At 61.4% G+C, this 16,744-nt stretch carries 16 protein-coding genes; 5 read left to right on the forward strand and 11 right to left on the reverse strand.

Annotation, left to right across the window (positions count from 1 at the left end):
• Positions 1 to 198: 198 nt before the first annotated feature.
• The 5 genes from leuS to ATY02_RS32565 all read left to right on the forward strand — a co-directional run bounded on the left by leuS (position 199) and on the right by ATY02_RS32565 (position 6,226).
• Positions 199 to 2,805 carry a leucine--tRNA ligase gene (gene leuS / locus ATY02_RS32545; RefSeq protein ID WP_068579598.1) on the forward strand — a complete coding sequence of 869 codons (2,607 nt, stop codon included), beginning with the start codon at positions 199 to 201 and terminating at the stop codon, positions 2,803 to 2,805.
• Positions 2,806 to 2,894: 89 nt separating this feature from the next.
• A complete protein-coding gene (lptE, locus tag ATY02_RS32550; protein WP_068579595.1) occupies positions 2,895 to 3,500 on the forward strand; it encodes an LPS assembly lipoprotein LptE in 606 nt (201 codons plus the stop codon).
• A gap of 39 nt (positions 3,501 to 3,539) precedes the next feature.
• On the forward strand, positions 3,540 to 4,577 hold the full coding sequence (gene holA / locus ATY02_RS32555) for a DNA polymerase III subunit delta (protein ID WP_068579593.1): 1,038 nt from the start codon (positions 3,540 to 3,542) through the stop codon (positions 4,575 to 4,577).
• Positions 4,578 to 4,678: 101 nt separating this feature from the next.
• On the forward strand, positions 4,679 to 4,840 hold the full coding sequence (arfA, locus tag ATY02_RS32560) for an alternative ribosome rescue factor ArfA (protein WP_007927093.1): 162 nt from the start codon (positions 4,679 to 4,681) through the stop codon (positions 4,838 to 4,840).
• 63 nt (positions 4,841 to 4,903) lie between these two features.
• Complete coding sequence (locus ATY02_RS32565; RefSeq protein ID WP_068579577.1) at positions 4,904 to 6,226, forward strand: lytic murein transglycosylase; 1,323 nt, start codon at positions 4,904 to 4,906, stop codon at positions 6,224 to 6,226.
• Positions 6,227 to 6,269: 43 nt separating this feature from the next.
• Here ATY02_RS32565 and ATY02_RS32570 read toward each other — a convergent pair whose 3' ends face one another.
• The 11 genes from ATY02_RS32570 to rsfS form a co-directional block, all read right to left on the reverse strand.
• A complete protein-coding gene (locus ATY02_RS32570; protein ID WP_068579574.1) occupies positions 6,270 to 7,217 on the reverse strand; it encodes a S66 peptidase family protein in 948 nt (315 codons plus the stop codon).
• Between the two features lie 140 nt (positions 7,218 to 7,357).
• Positions 7,358 to 8,383, reverse strand: a complete 1,026-nt coding sequence (gene lipA / locus ATY02_RS32575; protein WP_068579572.1) for a lipoyl synthase — start codon at positions 8,381 to 8,383, stop codon at positions 7,358 to 7,360.
• Position 8,384: 1 nt separating this feature from the next.
• A complete protein-coding gene (gene lipB, locus ATY02_RS32580; protein ID WP_068579570.1) occupies positions 8,385 to 9,032 on the reverse strand; it encodes a lipoyl(octanoyl) transferase LipB in 648 nt (215 codons plus the stop codon).
• A complete protein-coding gene (locus ATY02_RS32585) occupies positions 9,032 to 9,307 on the reverse strand; it encodes a DUF493 domain-containing protein (protein WP_025129297.1) in 276 nt (91 codons plus the stop codon). Before ATY02_RS32585 ends, lipB begins: the two co-directional genes overlap by 1 nt.
• 81 nt (positions 9,308 to 9,388) lie before the next feature.
• Positions 9,389 to 10,546 carry a D-alanyl-D-alanine carboxypeptidase family protein gene (locus ATY02_RS32590; RefSeq protein ID WP_068579568.1) on the reverse strand — a complete coding sequence of 386 codons (1,158 nt, stop codon included), beginning with the start codon at positions 10,544 to 10,546 and terminating at the stop codon, positions 9,389 to 9,391.
• Positions 10,547 to 10,730: 184 nt separating this feature from the next.
• Entirely contained in the window at positions 10,731 to 11,732 is a 1,002-nt protein-coding gene (locus tag ATY02_RS32595) for a septal ring lytic transglycosylase RlpA family protein (RefSeq protein WP_068579565.1), read from the reverse strand.
• Positions 11,732 to 12,742: a lytic murein transglycosylase B gene (mltB, locus tag ATY02_RS32600; protein WP_068579562.1), complete on the reverse strand. Its 1,011-nt coding sequence runs from the start codon at positions 12,740 to 12,742 to the stop codon at positions 11,732 to 11,734. The genes ATY02_RS32595 and mltB overlap by 1 nt, the downstream gene beginning before the upstream one ends.
• Positions 12,743 to 12,759: 17 nt before the next feature.
• Positions 12,760 to 13,863 (reverse strand): rod shape-determining protein RodA, encoded by a 1,104-nt coding sequence (gene rodA, locus ATY02_RS32605; protein WP_068579663.1) that lies wholly within the window; start codon positions 13,861 to 13,863, stop codon positions 12,760 to 12,762.
• A 31-nt stretch (positions 13,864 to 13,894) separates the two neighbouring features.
• The gene (gene mrdA / locus ATY02_RS32610; RefSeq protein ID WP_068579560.1) at positions 13,895 to 15,790 is read right to left on the reverse strand and encodes a penicillin-binding protein 2; all 1,896 of its coding nucleotides are present in this window, start codon (positions 15,788 to 15,790) and stop codon (positions 13,895 to 13,897) included.
• 12 nt (positions 15,791 to 15,802) lie between these two features.
• Positions 15,803 to 16,270: a 23S rRNA (pseudouridine(1915)-N(3))-methyltransferase RlmH gene (rlmH, locus tag ATY02_RS32615; protein ID WP_011063671.1), complete on the reverse strand. Its 468-nt coding sequence runs from the start codon at positions 16,268 to 16,270 to the stop codon at positions 15,803 to 15,805.
• 9 nt (positions 16,271 to 16,279) lie between these two features.
• A complete protein-coding gene (rsfS, locus tag ATY02_RS32620) occupies positions 16,280 to 16,702 on the reverse strand; it encodes a ribosome silencing factor (RefSeq protein ID WP_083235698.1) in 423 nt (140 codons plus the stop codon).
• Between the last annotated feature and the right edge of the window lie 42 nt (positions 16,703 to 16,744).

A 16,744-nucleotide genomic window follows, 5' to 3' on the forward strand; every position in this document is an offset into this window, starting at 1 on the left:
ACGCGCTGCCGCGACCAACGGCCCGCCTGCGTAATCAGGGTTTCCCTCGGTAGAGCACGGTCATGTATGCTACGACGCTTCCTGTAACTCCACTTCCAGCTCAATCGGGCAGTGAAAAACGCCTTATCCCGGCGCCTTCATCACCCGACGTTGCGTTGAAGAGGATTAGGCCACCCTTATCCAATACATAAAGTAGCCATGCACGAACATTACCAACCCCGTGAAATCGAAGCCGCCGCCCAGTCGTTCTGGGACGCGCAAAAGTCGTTTGAAGTCAGCGAACAGCCAGGCCAGGAGACTTACTACTGCCTATCGATGTTCCCGTACCCGAGCGGCAAGCTACACATGGGGCACGTGCGCAACTACACCATCGGCGACGTGATCGCCCGCTACCAGCGCATGCTCGGCAAGAACGTCCTGCAACCCATGGGTTGGGATGCTTTCGGCATGCCGGCGGAAAACGCCGCGATGAAGAACAACGTCGCTCCGGCCAAATGGACCTACGAAAACATCGCCTACATGAAGAGCCAGCTGCGTAGCCTGGGTCTGGCGGTGGACTGGTCCCGGGAAGTCACTACCTGCAAGCCGGACTACTACCGCTGGGAGCAGTGGTTGTTCACGCGCCTGTTCGAAAAGGGCGTGATCTACCGCAAGAACGGGACCGTGAACTGGGACCCGGCCGACCAGACCGTACTGGCCAACGAGCAAGTCATCGACGGCCGCGGCTGGCGTTCCGGCGCGCTGATCGAGAAGCGCGAAATCCCGATGTACTACTTCCGCATCACCGACTATGCCGAAGAACTGCTGCAAAGCCTCGACGACCTGCCCGGCTGGCCCGAGCAGGTCAAGACCATGCAGCGCAACTGGATCGGCAAGTCCCGCGGCATGGAAGTGCAGTTCCCCTATGACCAGGCCAGCATCGGTCACGAAGGCACACTGAAAGTCTTCACCACCCGCCCTGACACCCTGATGGGTGCAACCTACGTTGCCGTGGCCGCGGAGCACCCGCTGGCCACCCAGGCAGCCCAGGGCAACCCTGCATTGCAGGCGTTCATCGAAGAATGCAAGAACGGCAGCGTTGCCGAAGCCGACATGGCCACCCAGGAAAAGAAAGGCATGGCCACTTCCCTGCTGGTCGAGCACCCGCTGACCGGTGAAAAACTGCCGGTCTGGGTCGCCAACTACGTGTTGATGCACTACGGCGACGGCGCGGTGATGGCTGTTCCGGCGCACGACGAGCGTGATTTCGAGTTTGCCCAGAAGTACCAGCTGCCGATCAAGGCCGTGGTGCGCACCAGCGCTGGTGATGAAGTCGGCAGCGAGTGGCAGGCCGCCTATGGCGAGCACGGCCAGTTGATCAACTCCGGCGAGTTCGATGGCCTGGATTTCGCCGGCGCATTCGACGCCATCGAGGCCGCGCTGATCCGCAAGGAGCTGGGCAAGTCTCGCACCCAGTTCCGCCTGCGCGACTGGGGCATCAGCCGCCAGCGCTACTGGGGCTGCCCGATCCCGATCATCCATTGCCCATCCTGTGGCGACGTCCCGGTGCCGGAAGATCAACTGCCGGTCAAGCTGCCGGAAGACGTGGTGCCGGACGGCGCTGGCTCGCCGCTGGCGCGCATGCCCGAGTTCTACGAATGCAGCTGCCCGAAATGCGGTACTGCGGCCAAGCGCGAAACCGACACCATGGACACCTTCGTCGAGTCGTCCTGGTACTTCGCCCGCTACGCCTCGCCGAACTACGAAGGTGGCATGGTCGATCCGAAGGCCGCCAACCATTGGCTGCCGGTCGACCAGTACATCGGCGGCATCGAACACGCGATCCTGCACCTGTTGTACGCACGCTTCTTCCACAAGCTGATGCGCGATGAGGGCCTGGTCACCTCCAACGAGCCCTTCAAGAACCTGTTGACCCAGGGCATGGTGGTCGCCGAGACCTACTACCGCGTGGCCAGCAATGGCGGCAAGGACTGGTTCAATCCGGCCGACGTCGAAATCGAGCGCGATGCCAAGGCCAAGATCATCGGCGCACGCCTGAAGACCGACGGCTTGCCGGTGGAGATCGGCGGCACCGAGAAGATGTCCAAGTCCAAGAACAATGGCGTTGATCCTCAGGCGATGATCGACCAGTACGGCGCCGACACCTGCCGCCTGTTCATGATGTTCGCCTCGCCGCCCGACATGAGCCTGGAGTGGTCCGATTCCGGCGTCGAGGGGGCAAGCCGCTTCCTGCGTCGCGTCTGGCGCCTGGCACAAAACCATGTTGGCCAGGGCCTGCCGGGCAAGCTGGATATCGCCGCACTGGACGACGCACAGAAGGTCATCCGTCGTGCGATCCACGCTGCGATCAAGCAAGCCAGCACCGATGTAGGCCAGTTCCACAAGTTCAACACCGCCATCGCCCAGGTGATGACTTTGATGAACGTGCTGGAGAAAGCCCCACAAGCCACTGAACAGGACCGCGCCCTGCTGCAGGAAGGCCTGGAAGCCGTCACCCTGCTGCTGGCTCCGATCACGCCACACATCAGCCACGAACTGTGGACCGAGCTGGGTCAGGCCGGCGCAGTCATCGACGCCGGTTGGCCAGCCGTGGACGAAAGCGCCCTGGTCCAGGACAGCCTGCAACTGGTGATCCAAGTCAACGGCAAGCTGCGCGGTCAGATCGAGATGCCGGCCAGCGCCAGTCGTGAAGAGGTCGAGGCCGCTGCACGCGCCAACGAGAACGTGCTGCGCTTCACCGATGGACTGACCATCCGCAAGGTCATCGTGGTGCCAGGCAAACTGGTCAATATCGTCGCCAGCTAATTGGATCAGGCACCCGGTCCGGGACCGGGTGCCGAACAAGACCTTCCGGGCCGCCAGGCGGGCCCATATGGTTTCAAGGGGAGCAAGACATGATCAAACGTAACCTTCTGGTGATGGGCATGGCCCTGGTGCTGAGCGCCTGTGGCTTCCATCTGCGTGGTACAGGAACCCAGGAGCTGACCATCAAGGAGCTCGACCTGAGCGCTCGGGACGCCTACGGCCCGACTGTTAAATTGCTGCAACAGCAACTGGAAAACAGTGGCGTACAGGTCCATGCCGGCGCACCTTACAAATTGGTACTGGTGAACGAACAGAACTCCCAACGCACCCTGAGCTATAGCGGCGGTGGCAACTCTGCCGAGTATGAAATCAGTACCAAGCTGAGCTACGAAATCCTGACTCACGACAACCTGTCCATGCTGAGCGACAAGCTGGAAGTACAGAAAGTCTTCGTTCATGACGGCAACAACATCACCGGTTCAGGCCAGGAGTCGTCCCAGACCTACCAGGAAATGCGCCGCGACCTGGTCCAGCGCATGCTGATCCGCCTGCAGTTGCTGACGCCTGATCAGTTGGCCAAGCTCCAGGCCACCGCCGAAGCCAAAGCCAAGGCAGAAGCCCAGGCCCTGGAAGCAGCACGCAAGGCTGAAGCGGAAACCCCGCGACAGTCGCCAATGGAACTGCCCAACCAGTAAGCCTTGTGGGGCGCTTCGGCGCCCCACCGACCCACGCCTATGAAACTCGCTCCCGCCCAACTCGGCAAACACCTGCAAGGCACCCTCGCTCCGGTCTATGTGATCAGTGGCGACGACCCGCTGCTGTGCCAGGAAGCTGCCGACGCCATTCGCTCTGCCGTACGCCAGCAGGGCTTCGATGAGCGCCAGGTATTCAGTGCCGACGCCAACTTCGACTGGGGTAGCCTGCTGCAAGCCGGTGCCAGCATGTCGCTGTTTGCGCAAAAACGCCTGCTTGAACTGCGCCTGCCTTCGGGCAAGCCCGGGGATAAGGGCGCCGCTGCGCTGATCGAGTACTGCTCGCGCCCCGCCGAAGACACGGTGCTGTTGATCAGCCTGCCCAAGCTCGACGGTAGCGCACAGAAAACCAAGTGGGGCAAAGCCCTGGTCGAAGGAAACCAGACCCAGTTCATCCAGATCTGGCCCGTGGATGCCAACCAGCTACCACAGTGGATCCGCCAACGCCTGTCGCAAGCAGGGTTATCGGCCAGCCAGGATGCAGTGGAACTGATTGCCGCCCGGGTCGAAGGCAACCTGTTGGCTGCGGCCCAGGAAATAGAAAAGCTCAAGCTGATGGCCGAAGGCGGGCAGATCACCGTTGAAACGGTCCAGGCTGCCGTGGCCGATAGCGCACGCTTCGATGTGTTCGGCCTGGTCGATGCGATCCTCAATGGTGAAGCCGCTCATGCCTTGCGCATGCTCGAAGGACTCAAGGGCGAAGGCGTGGAACCTCCAGTGATTCTCTGGGCCTTGTCCCGGGAGTTGCGACTGCTGGCCAACCTGGCGCTGCAATTCAGCCAGGGAGTGCCGTTGGACAAGGTTTTCAGCCAAGCCCGGCCTCCTGTCTGGGACAAGCGCAAGCCGCTGATGAGCAAAGCCCTGCAACGCTACTCTGCGCAGCGCTGGGGCCAGTTGCTACTCGATGCACAGCGCATCGATGCCCAGATCAAGGGCCAGGCCAGTGGTTCCGCCTGGAGCAGCCTGAGCCGCCTGTCGCTCCTGATGGCCGGCCAGCGCCTGGCCTTGCCTGCCGAGTAAACAGGCCTGTTGACCTCGCCCGAACTAAAGAGCACTGGACAGCGGCAGCGCTCTGGCCGATGATCTGCGCCGCACAACCCACCCAGCCAGCGAGGCTCTCCATGAGCAAGCCATCCAAGCATGGTCCCAACAAGGCCAAATCCATCATTGCCCAACCACTGTTCCGCAGCCGCCAGGAACGCCCGGCCAAGGGCAAAGGCAGCTACCGCCGCGAAGCCTTCCAGTCTAAAAGCTGGGAGGCTTCTTACTTTCTGGCTGCTTGAAGCCCAGGACCCCATTGGCATGATAAGGTCTGCACCTGATTGTTATTCACTCTGGACCTGTGCATGCCCTCTTGTATTCCCCGTCGTTGGCACTTACGCCAACTGATCGCTGCCTCCAGCCTGATTCTGTTGGTCGCCTGCGCGGAAAAACCCACCGCCGCCGACGCCCAGCCGCTGCCCAACCTCCAGGCAGCTCCCATTGCGGCACCTGCCACTGTCGCGCCACTGAGCGTCGACAACCTGGATATCCAGCCCCCCCAGACGTTCGATGAATGGCTCAGAGCCTTTCGCATCGAGGCCTTGAACGCCGGGATCCGTGCCGAGGTATTCGACCGCGCCTTTACTGGCATCACCCCGGACATGAGCGTGATCAAGGCCGATCGCAGCCAACCCGAGTTCACTCGCCCGGTATGGGAGTACCTGGATGGAGCCCTCTCCGCAGTACGAGTACGCAAGGGCCAGGCACTGCTGGTCCAGTACAGTGACATCCTGCAACGGATCGAACAGCGCTATGGAGTGGACCGCCAGGCCCTCGTGGCCGTCTGGGGCATGGAAAGCAACTTCGGTGACTTCCAGGGCAACAAATCGGTGATCCGCTCGTTGGCCACCCTGGCCTATGAAGGCCGGCGCCCAGCCTTTGCCAATAGCCAACTGATCGCCGCCCTGCAGATCATCCAGCACGGCGACATCCAGCCCGAGAAAATGCTGGGCTCCTGGGCCGGCGCCATGGGCCAGACGCAGTTCATCCCCACCACCTATAACACCCATGCCGTGGATTTCGACGGCGATGGCCGCCGGGATATCTGGAACAGCCCCGCCGACGCCCTGGCTTCGACCGCCCATTACCTGCAAAGCTCAGGCTGGCAGAAGGGACAACCCTGGGGGCTGGAGGTCAAGCTCAACAGTGGATTCGACTATGCCCTGGCCGATGCCTCCACACGCAAGAGCGTTGCCGAGTGGATGCGCCTGGGGATGCGGCCAGTCAATGGCCAGGCATTGCCCTACGGCTCAGAACAGCTATCGGCTTCACTGCTGCTGCCTGCGGGCTATCGGGGCCCTGCCTTCCTGATCCTGGATAACTTCCGTGCCGTGCTCAAGTACAACAACTCATCGTCCTATGCCTTGGCGGTGAACCTGTTGTCCGAACGCTTCAACGGTACCGGGCTGATCAGTGGCAGCTGGCCCAAAGACGAATTGCCATTGAGTCGCTCCGAGCGTATCGACCTGCAAACCCTGCTCAGCGCCAGGAACTATGATGCTGGCAATCCTGACGGCATCATCGGCGCCAACACCCGCAAGGCCATTCGCAGTGCCCAGCAAGCCTTGGGCTGGCCCGCAGATGGCTATCCGACCCGCAAGCTGCTGGACAGCCTGCGCAACCCTTGAGCAGCAACCTGGCGCCAGGGACAGCCCCTGCGCCAGGCCTTGGCTACTTGAAGACCACGTCCTGGGCCAGGGTCAACGTCCTGGCCCCTGCGTCGAGCTTGACCAGGGCGCCCATGGGCAAGGTCAAGTTAGGATCGCAATGACCACTGCGCCACCCAGCCAGCACGGGAATCCGAAATGGCTCGAAGGTCTGCTTGAGCAGCCCGCAGAGCGCGCTGAAATCCACTCCGGCCACATCTCCCACCAACACCCCTCGTAGCTTGTCGAGCTTGCCCGCCAGGCGCAGGTGATTGAGCAAGCGGTCAATGCGGTACAACGGTTCGTTGACATCCTCGATGAACAGAATGGTGCCATCGGTAACGATTTCGTAAGGGGTACCCAGGGTGCTGGCGATCATCGATAGGTTGCCTCCCAGCAGCGGGCCCTGCGCGATGCCCGGCTCGATGGTCGTCAGCGCAAAGGCCACCGGATGAGGCAGCGGACTGCCCGCCCTGACCTGTCCCCTGAGCAGATTGAAGAGGGACGCCTCGGTCGGTGGCTGCTTGCCGCCCAGCAGATCGGCATTGAGCATCGGCCCGTGGAAACTGACAAAACCCGCATAACGATTTATCGCCAGATGCAGCGCCGTGATATCGCTGTAGCCGATGAAAGGCTTGGGATGTCGGCGCAGCAGGTCGAAATCGATCTTGTCCAGCAGTCGCGGGCTGCCATACCCCCCACGCAAACACAGGATCGCGTCGACTTCGGTATCGGCGAAGGCTGCATGCAGGTCGTGCAGGCGCACCTCATCACTACCGGCCAAATAGCCATCCTGCTGCCCTACCCCGGGAAAGATTCGCAGCCCATACCCTCTGGAGCGCATCCATTGAAGGGCTTTTTCAGTATCCAGCGCCGCCGGGCCAGCCGGCGCGATAAGGCCGATGACGCCTTCGGCTGCCAATGCCGGAACTGGCAGATGGGCATGAAGAGCAGCAGTCGGTTGAGTGGGCATGCAGAGTCTCCCTGTGTGAGTTCACTCAAGCACAGTAGCCATGAATGCCAGGAAACAGAAGGGGAAATCGCCCGCCAGAGACACAAAGGAGGGGGATCGGTAGACCGCCCGCAAGAATCAGCTCTTGCGGGCGGAACGAATCAGGAAACCAGGCCTTCTTTGGCCAGCTTCGCTTGTTCGTCGGCGTGGTACGAGGAACGCACCAGCGGGCCGGATGCCACGTTCTTGAAGCCCATCCGATAGCCTTCCTCGGCGAACCAGGCGAAGGTGTCCGGGTGCACGAAACGCTGCACCGGCAGGTGGTTACGCGACGGCTGCAGGTACTGGCCAAGGGTCAGCATGTCGATGTCATGCTCGCGCATGCGCTTCATCACTTCGATGACTTCGTCGTCGGTCTCACCCAGGCCCAGCATCAAGCCTGACTTGGTCGGCACGTGAGGCACCAGCTGCTTGAACTTCTGCAGCAGGGTCAACGACCACTGGTAATCCGAACCCGGGCGCGCGGCCTTGTACAGGCGCGGTACGGTTTCCAGGTTGTGGTTGAACACATCCGGTGGAGTGGCCGCGGTAATTTCCAGGGCGATGTCCATGCGGCCGCGATAGTCGGGGACCAGGGTTTCCAATTGCACATTTGGCGACAGCTTGCGGATTTCGCGGATGCAGTCGGCAAAGTGCTGGGCACCGCCGTCGCGCAGGTCGTCGCGGTCCACAGAGGTGATTACCACATACTTCAGGCGCAGGTCGGCGATGGCCACGGCCAGGTTCACCGGCTCATCGACATCCAGGGGTTTTGGACGACCATGGCCAACATCACAGAAGGGGCAACGGCGGGTGCAGATATCGCCCATGATCATGAACGTCGCGGTACCACCAGAGAAACACTCACCCAGGTTCGGGCAGGATGCCTCTTCGCAGACGCTATGCAGCTTGTGCTTGCGCAGCAACTGCTTGATCCGATCGACCTCTGGCGATACCGGGATCCGCACGCGGATCCAGTCCGGCTTCTTCGGCAACTCGGTGGTCGGGATGATCTTCACCGGAATACGCGCGACCTTCTCTGCACCGCGCAACTTGACGCCGGTTTCAACTTTCGCACGGGCCGGCCGCTCGGAAACATCCAGCGTCGGGATCAGGGTTTGAACAGCGTCTTGTTGCGCAGTAGTCATATCAGTCGATTCCGCCCGTTAGGGTCGTCTGCTCAGCATAGTCGAGGTGTTTGACGAGCTGCGCACGCAGCCGGGCACTTACCTCGGCAAATTCAATCGGTCCTGCATGGTCGCTCAGCTGGGTCATTGCCAACCCGGCGTAACCACAGGGGTTAATCCGTCGGAACGGCTGCAAGTCCATGTCCACGTTCAATGCCAGGCCATGGAAGGAGCAGCCGTGGCGAATACGCAAGCCCAGGGAGGCGATTTTCGCCCCGTCTACATAGACGCCTGGCGCATCGGGCTTGGCCGCCGCCGAAACGCCGTAGCTGGCCAGTAAATCGATCAGGCAACGCTCCATGCGGCTGACCAGTTCACGTACGCCGAAACCCAGCCTGCGCACATCCAGCAAGAGATAAGCCACCAACTGGCCAGGCCCGTGATAAGTCACCTGGCCACCACGATCAGCCTGCACCACGGGAATATCGCCCGGCACCAGCAGATGCTCGGCCTTGCCGGCCTGCCCCTGGGTAAAGACCGGAGGATGCTGCACCAGCCAGACTTCGTCCGGTGCCTCGGTACCGCGTTGGTTGGTGAAGCGCTGCATGGCCTGCCAGACCGGCTCATAGGCCATCAGGCCAAGCTCACGAAAGCCCAGCGTCTGCGACATCACAGCACCATGTGGACGACACCGGTAGCACGCAGGGCACTATTGATATCACGCAGTTGGTCTTCACCGGTGGCGGTGATGTGCAGTTGTACAGTGGTGTACTTGCCATTGCTGCTCTGGCGCTCGGCCAGGGACTTGATGTCCAGGGTGGCGTACTTGGCAAGGATCTCGATCACGGTGTCCTTGAAGCCGACGACCGTGTCACCGATCACCTTGATCGGATAGTCATCGACGGGGAATTCAATCTTGTGCGACTTAACGTCAGTGTCTGTCATGGCAGTAACGGCCTCGTAAGCCGTGGCGACGGACATGGCCCCCGCACCACTAGGGAGCGAGGGCCATGCAGGTCGACAATATCAGTTGAACAAGCCGTAGAAGAATAGACGGATGCTATCCCACATGCGACGGAAGATACCACCTTCCTCGACCGCGTCCAGAGCGATCAGGTCGGCGCTGTGCACCACTTTATCGTCCAGTTTCACTTCGACCTTACCGATCACGTCACCCTTGGCGATCGGAGCGACCAGCTGCGGGTTCATGGTCATGCTGGCTGCCAGCTTCTTCAGCTGGCCCTTGGGCATGGTCATGGTCAGGTCTTCGGCCAGGCCGGCCTTGACTTGATGGGTCGTGCCCTTCCAGACCGGCGCCTGGGCCAGTTCGGTGCCCTTCTGGTAGAAGGTCTGGGTTTCGAAGAAGCGGAAACCGTAGGTCAGAAGCTTCTGGGTCTCGGCTGCGCGGGCCTGTTCGCTGTTGGTACCGAATACCACGGCGATCAGGCGCATGCCATCACGTACCGCCGAGGACACCATGCAATAGCCCGCTTCGTCCGTGTGGCCGGTCTTCAGGCCATCGACGGTCTTGTCACGCCACAGCAACAGGTTGCGGTTAGGCTGCTTGATACCGTTCCAGAAGAACTCCTTCTGCGAGTAGATCGCATAGTGAGCCGGGTCTTCATGGATGATCGCGCGGGCCAGCAACGCCATGTCATGGGCCGACGAGTAATGCTCGGGGTTCGGCAGGCCGGTCGGGTTCATGAAGTGGCTGTTGCTCATGCCCAGGTCGCCGGCAGTCTTGTTCATCATGTCGGCGAAGGCGTCTTCGCTACCGGCGATATGCTCGGAAATCGCCACGCTGGCGTCGTTGCCCGACTGGATGATGATGCCGTGCAGCAGGTCGCTGACGGAGACTTGCGACCCCACCTTGATGAACATCCGCGAACCGCCGGTACGCCAGGCGTTTTCACTGACGGTCACTGGATCGTTCTCGCCGATCTGGCCACGGCGGATTTCCAGGGTGGCGATATAGGCGGTCATCAGCTTGGTCAAGCTGGCCGGCGGCAGGCGCTGGTCACCGTTGTTCTCCACCAGCACGTTTCCGCTGCTGGCATCCATGAGCACATAGGATTTGGCGGCCAGCTGCGGTGGCGACGGCATCGCCTCTACCGCCCAGGCGGCGGGCGTGATGATCAGCGGGACAAGCAGGCACAGGCGTTTGGCAAAGGTGGTGATGTTCATCCGTCTCTCGAAGTCGCTAATGGAAACTTGCCCCAGGGGCAAAATTATTTCAGACAACCGTCTAAAGGGCTGTCGCGTGTAACGTTGTTCACTCACTGACCCTTGCCGGGCTTTTGTTGTACGACGAGCCAACAACCAGGATCGCCCCCCAGTACCGCAAGCGAACCATCATTTCTCAGCGTCCCTACTCTGCAGTGACCACGCTCGCCTGACCCAGGTTGGCCAGGCGCACGCTATTCTGCGCTTGCTGGGTTTCTCCCGGCGATCCGAACGGCCCCAGGCGTACCCGGTGCAGCGTCTGCTGATTACGTACGATCGAACTGATGAACACCGGGGCGCTCACCATTGAACTCAACTTCGACCTCAACAGCTCGGCCGCATCCGGATTGGCGAAGGCGCCTACCTGCAGGTACTGGCCGGAAGCGGCCGCAGAACCGTTCTTGACCTGTACAGGAACCACCGCGGCCGCATGTTGCTGCGGTGGCGGAGTCCACTGCTCGACCGTACCGGCCGAACTGGTGATCACCGGCGCGCTATTCTGCGCCACTTGCGGCTCGTTGAGCATCAAAGGCGCCGGACGGCCACGCTGGGCCCACCATTGCTGAGGATCGATGCCCTCGACCTTGACTCGAGCAGTCCCGGTCTCGGCATAACCGAGCTTCTTGGCCGCCGCATAAGACAGGTCGATGATCCGGTCTGAATAGAACGGCCCCCGGTCGTTGACCCGCAGGATCACGCTGCGGTTGTTGTCCAGGTTGGTCACCCGTACATAGCTGGGCAATGGCAGTGTCTTGTGCGCGGCACTCATGCCGTACAAATCATAGACCTCGCCATTGGCGGTGTTCTGGCCGTGGAACTTGGTGCCGTACCAGGAAGCCGTGCCCGACGCCACGTAGCTCTTGGACTCCTGGATCGGGAAGTAGGTCTTGCCCAGTACCGTATAGGGATTGGCCTTGTACGGGCCGGTGTGCAGGGTTGGCGTGGCATCGGGAATGCGCGATACATCGACATCCCACCAGGGCGCGCCATCCTTGTGGGCGCGATTGATATCCAGGCCCGGCATCGAACGCACGGTATTGGTGGGTTTCTGCTGTGGCGCGCGGCTCGTCGAGCAACTGGCCACCAACAGCGACAATGCGGCAAAAGCCAGCAGCTTCAGGGGTTTGCAGATTGGCATTGCCAGCATTACTTGACGCCCCGTGCTTGGACCAGCTGTTCAGACAGCTGATGTACGGCCATGGCATACATCACGCTGCGATTATAGCGAGTGATCGCGTAGAAGTTCTTCAGACCCATCCAGTATTCCGGACCGTTATCACCCTCCAGGCGGAAAGCAGTAACCGGCATATCATCGCGCAGCGCATCATGACTCGACCAGCCCAGGGCTCGCAACTCCCCGACGGTCTTCGTCGGCTCGATCCCGGTAGTCAGGCCCTCATCTACACGATCGCCGCGCACGTCGGCGCGACTGACCACCGGCTCGCCGGCGACCCAACCATGGCGCTTGAAGTAGCTGGCCACGCTGCCGATGGCATCGTCCGGATTGGTCCAGATATTGATGTGCCCATCGCCATCGAAATCCACGGCATAGGCCCGGAAGCTGCTCGGCATGAACTGCGGCAGCCCCATAGCACCGGCGTAGGAGCCCTTGAGACTCAGCGGATCCAGTTGTTCTTCGCGCGCCAACAGCAGGAACTCGCGCAGCTCCTTGCGGAAGAATTCAGCCCGCGGCGGATAATCGAAGCCCAGGGTCGACAAGGCATCGATCACCCGATAATTGCCCGTATTACGCCCGAAAAAGGTCTCGACGCCGATGATCGACACGATGACCTGGGCCGGTACTCCGTACTCCTGTTCAGCCCGGGCCAACACCGCCTCGTGCTGGCGCCAGAAGTCCACACCGCGGGCAATGCGCGCGTCGGTGATGAACATCGGGCGGTATTCCTTCCACTGCTTGACCCGCTCGGCAGGTCGCGAAATGGCATCAAGAATTGCTTGCTTGCGCTCGGCTTCGCGGAACACGCTCATGAGCTGCTCACCGGCAAAACCGTAGTCCCGGGTCATTTCCCCGACGAATTCGGCAACCTGGGGCGAGCCTTCGTAGGCACCAGCCGAAGCAGGTTCCACGGCCCCCAGGATGCTCGCCAGACCGACCCATGGAGCATACCGAGCGGTCCAGCCACGCATTACTTGCATTGAATTCTTCACCTTAATCAAACCTGTGCGATCCACTTGCGATGGGTATGGATCGACATCAAAACCCCAAACGCTGACAGTAGCGTCACCAACGAAGTTCCTCCGTAGCTAATGAAGGGCAACGGAACTCCCACCACCGGCAACAAGCCACTGACCATACCGATGTTGACGAAAACGTAAACAAAAAACGTCATGGTCAGGCTGCCTGCCAGCAACTTGCCGAACAGTGTCTGGGCCTGCGCCGTGATCACCAGGCCGCGCCCGATCAGCAGCAGGTAGATCAGCAACAAGGCGCAGATCCCCACCAGGCCGAACTCCTCGCCCAGGACCGCGATAATAAAGTCGGTGTGGCTCTCGGGCAAAAAGTCCAGGTGCGATTGGGTGCCCAGCAACCAGCCCTTGCCGAACACGCCGCCGGAGCCGATGGCCGCCTTGGACTGGATGATGTTCCAGCCGGTACCCAAAGGATCGCTTTCCGGGTCGAGGAAGGTCAGGATCCGCTGCTTCTGGTAGTCGTGCATGATGAACATCCACATGGCAATCGCCACCGGCACCGCGGCCGCCAGCACGCCGATGATCCAGCGCCAGCGCAAACCACCCATGAACAGCACGAAGGTGCCCCCGGCCAGGATCAGCAAGGCCGTACCCAGGTCGGGTTGGCGCACGATCAGCATGAACGGCAAGCCGATCAGGATGAGGCTGATCGCCACGTGCTTGAGGTGCGGCGGCAGGGTGCGCTTGGACAGGTACCAGGCAATGGTCGCCGGCATGATGATCTTCATGAACTCCGAAGGCTGGAAGCGGATGACCCCGGGGACATTGATCCAACGGGTCGCCCCCATGGCGTTATGCCCCATCACGTCCACCACCACCAGCAGCACCACGCCGAACACATAGCCCAGCGGTACCCAGCGCGCCATGAAGCGCGGCTCGAACTGGGCGATGACAATCATCGACACCAGGCCGATACCGAAGGACGTGGCTTGCTTGGCCAACAGGTCCCAGCTCTTGCCGCTGGCCGAATACAGCACGAACAGGCTGCCGGCGGCCAGGGTCAGCAGCAGGATCAACAAAGGGCCATCGATATGCAGGCGTTGCAATAGCGTCGCCCGACGCCGCATCACATCCTCGCTGGACAGAATGCGGTCAAAATTACTCTTCACGGGCCGTAGCCTCCGTGCTGATAGGGCTGGCGAATTCTGGCTTGAGCTGGCCATCCGGGCCCAGGAGCCAGGCATCCATGACCTGGCGCACTACAGGTGCGGCGACACCGGAGCCCGACTCACCGTTCTCCACCATCACCGACACCACGATCTTCGGATTCTCGGCAGGCGCGAACCCCACGAACAAGGCGTGGTCGCGGTGGCGCTCCTGGACCTTGGAGCGGTCGTACTTCTCGCCCTGCTTGATCGCTACCACCTGGGCCGTACCACTCTTGCCGGCGATGCGATACGGCGAGCCGACCGCAGCCTTGCGTGCGGTACCCCGGGCACCGTGCATCACCTGTTGCATGCCATGGTTGACCCGCGTCCAGTCCGCCGGGTCGCGCAGCACGATATCCGGCATCGGATTGTGATCCACGGGCTTTTCGCCCTCGATGCTCTTGGCCAGATGCGGCCGGTTCCAGCGCCCCTTGCTGGCCACCAGGGCGGTAGCCTGGGCCAGCTGCAGCGGTGTCGACTGCATGTAGCCCTGGCCGATTCCGAGAATCAGGGTTTCCCCCGGGAACCAGGCCTGGCGCCGGGTCGCACGCTTCCACTCGCGGGTAGGCATCAGCCCTGGCGACTCCTCGAACATATCCAGGGAGACCTTCTGGCCGATACCGAACTTGCTCATGTAGGCCGAGAGCCGATCGACTCCCAGCTTGTGGGCCAGGTCGTAGAAGTAGGTGTCGTTGGACCGCATGATCGCCGTATCCAGGTCAACGAAGCCGTCGCCGGTGCGGTTCCAGTTACGGTATTTGTGATCGTAGTTGGGCAATTGGTAGTAGCCGGGGTCATAAACCCGGGTCGCCGCCGTGACGACCCCGGCATCCAGTCCGGCAATCGCCACCGCCGGCTTGATGGTCGAGCCTGGCGGGTAGAGTCCGCGCAGCACCCGATTGAACAGCGGCCGGTCGATGGAGTCGCGCAATTCGGCATAGGCCTTGAAGCTGATACCGGTCACGAACAGGTTGGGGTCGAAGCTTGGCTGGCTGACCATCGCCAGGACTTCACCAGTGTTCGGGTCCAATGCCACCACCGCGCCCCGTCGACCACCCAGGGCCGCCTCTGCCGCTTCCTGCAACTTGATATCCAGGCTCAGGACAATGTCCTTGCCTGGAATCGGATCGGTACGCTTGAGCACGCGCAACACACGATTTCGAGCATTGGTCTCGACCTCTTCGTAACCGACCTGCCCGTGCAGTTCCGCCTCGTAGAAGCGCTCGATACCGGTCTTGCCGATATGGTGCGTGCCGCTGTAGTTCACCTTGTCCAGGGTCTTCTGTTCTTTTTCGTTGATCCGCCCCACATAGCCCACGGAATGGGCGAAGTGCGCACCCTGTGGGTAATGCCGGACCAACTGGGCAACCACTTCCACGCCTGGCAGGCGGAACTGGTTCACTGCGATGCGGGCTATCTGTTCTTCCGTCAGCTCGAACAGGATCGGTACCGGTTCGAATGCCCGCGGCCCCTGCTTGACGCGCTTTTCGAACAGCACGCGGTCTTCGGGCGTCAGCTCCAGCACTTCGACGACCACATCGAGCACCTGCCGCCAGTCACCGGAACGCTCGCGCGTCATGCTCAGGCTGAAGCTGGGCCGGTTGTCAGCCACCACCACGCCATTACGGTCATAGATCAGGCCCCGGCTCGGAGGAATGGACTGGACGTGAACCCGGTTACTCTCCGACTTGGTCGAGTGAATTTCGTACTGGATCACCTGCAGGTAGTACAGGCGGGCAATCAGCACGCCGATCAGACAGACCACCAGAATGGCGCCGAACACCACCCGGTTACGCACCAGGCGGGCGTCTTTTTCATGGTCCTTGATACGGATCGGCTGAGACATGAGGGGCGTGGGCTACTTGTGGTAGGGGTGGCCAGACAGCACGGTCCAGGCACGATACAGCTGTTCGCCGATGAGAATCCGCACCAGGGGGTGCGGCAGGGTCAGGGGCGACAACGACCAACGCTGGTCGGCCCGCGCACAGACCTCCGGTGCCAGCCCTTCCGGGCCACCGACCATGAAGTTCACAGTACGCGAGTCGAGGCGCCAGCGATCCAGCTCCACCGCCAACTGCTCGGTGCTCCAGGGCTTGCCGTGCACCTCGAGGGTGACGATGCGCTCGTTATGCCCGACCTTGGCCAGCATGGCCTCGCCTTCCTGACGGATAAAGCGGGCCACGTCGGCATTCTTGCCTCGGGTATTGAGCGGTATTTCCACCAGTTCCAGCGCCAACTCGGACGGCAGACGCTTGGCATACTCATGCCAACCCTCTTCCACCCATTTGGGCATGCGTGAACCGACAGCGATCAGACGCAGGCGCACAGCCGTCCCTTATTGCTGGTCTTTGTTGAGCTTGGCGAAGTGCTCATGGGTGTTTTCCGGGCTGTGGTGCTTGCCGTCGGCCGCACGACTCTGCTCAGCGCCCTGCCACAGGCGCTCCAGGTCGTAGAACTGGCGGGCAGAGGCGGTCATCATGTGCACGATCACGTCGTCCAGGTCCAGCAGGACCCAGTCGCTGTCGCCCTTGCCTTCTTCACCCAGCGGGCGTACGCCCTGGGCCTTGACCATCTCGCGGACCTTTTCCAGCATCGCGCCGATCTGGCGGTTGGAGGTACCGGTGGCGATCACCATGTAGTCGGTGATGCTCTGCTTGTCGCGCACATCGATCACCAGGATGTCCTGGGCCTTGACGTCTTCCAGCGCGGCAACAGCCACCTTGACCAGATCTTCGCCTTTCATTACTTGGTTAGTCATATAAAACTCGTTCAGCTCGTATGTACGGAACGCCGCACGGCC

It is taken from the genome of Pseudomonas sp. BIOMIG1BAC, from assembly GCF_001705995.2.
Lineage (GTDB): Bacteria > Pseudomonadota > Gammaproteobacteria > Pseudomonadales > Pseudomonadaceae > Aquipseudomonas > Aquipseudomonas sessilinigenes.

What these genes read in the sequence shown, in the direction of transcription:
- leuS (WP_068579598.1), top strand. Translation starts at nt 199, where the DNA reads ATGCACGAACATTACCAACCCCGTGAAATCGAAGCCGCCGCCCAGTCG.
- lptE (WP_068579595.1), top strand. Translation starts at nt 2,895, where the DNA reads ATGATCAAACGTAACCTTCTGGTGATGGGCATGGCCCTGGTGCTGAGC.
- holA (WP_068579593.1), top strand. Translation starts at nt 3,540, where the DNA reads ATGAAACTCGCTCCCGCCCAACTCGGCAAACACCTGCAAGGCACCCTC.
- arfA (WP_007927093.1), top strand. Translation starts at nt 4,679, where the DNA reads ATGAGCAAGCCATCCAAGCATGGTCCCAACAAGGCCAAATCCATCATT.
- ATY02_RS32565 (WP_068579577.1), top strand. Translation starts at nt 4,904, where the DNA reads ATGCCCTCTTGTATTCCCCGTCGTTGGCACTTACGCCAACTGATCGCT.
- ATY02_RS32570 (WP_068579574.1), bottom strand. Translation starts at nt 7,217, where the DNA reads ATGCCCACTCAACCGACTGCTGCTCTTCATGCCCATCTGCCAGTTCCG.
- lipA (WP_068579572.1), bottom strand. Translation starts at nt 8,383, where the DNA reads ATGACTACTGCGCAACAAGACGCTGTTCAAACCCTGATCCCGACGCTG.
- lipB (WP_068579570.1), bottom strand. Translation starts at nt 9,032, where the DNA reads ATGTCGCAGACGCTGGGCTTTCGTGAGCTTGGCCTGATGGCCTATGAG.
- ATY02_RS32585 (WP_025129297.1), bottom strand. Translation starts at nt 9,307, where the DNA reads ATGACAGACACTGACGTTAAGTCGCACAAGATTGAATTCCCCGTCGAT.
- ATY02_RS32590 (WP_068579568.1), bottom strand. Translation starts at nt 10,546, where the DNA reads ATGAACATCACCACCTTTGCCAAACGCCTGTGCCTGCTTGTCCCGCTG.
- ATY02_RS32595 (WP_068579565.1), bottom strand. Translation starts at nt 11,732, where the DNA reads ATGCTGGCAATGCCAATCTGCAAACCCCTGAAGCTGCTGGCTTTTGCC.
- mltB (WP_068579562.1), bottom strand. Translation starts at nt 12,742, where the DNA reads ATGCAAGTAATGCGTGGCTGGACCGCTCGGTATGCTCCATGGGTCGGT.
- rodA (WP_068579663.1), bottom strand. Translation starts at nt 13,863, where the DNA reads ATGCGGCGTCGGGCGACGCTATTGCAACGCCTGCATATCGATGGCCCT.
- mrdA (WP_068579560.1), bottom strand. Translation starts at nt 15,790, where the DNA reads ATGTCTCAGCCGATCCGTATCAAGGACCATGAAAAAGACGCCCGCCTG.
- rsfS (WP_083235698.1), bottom strand. Translation starts at nt 16,702, where the DNA reads ATGACTAACCAAGTAATGAAAGGCGAAGATCTGGTCAAGGTGGCTGTT.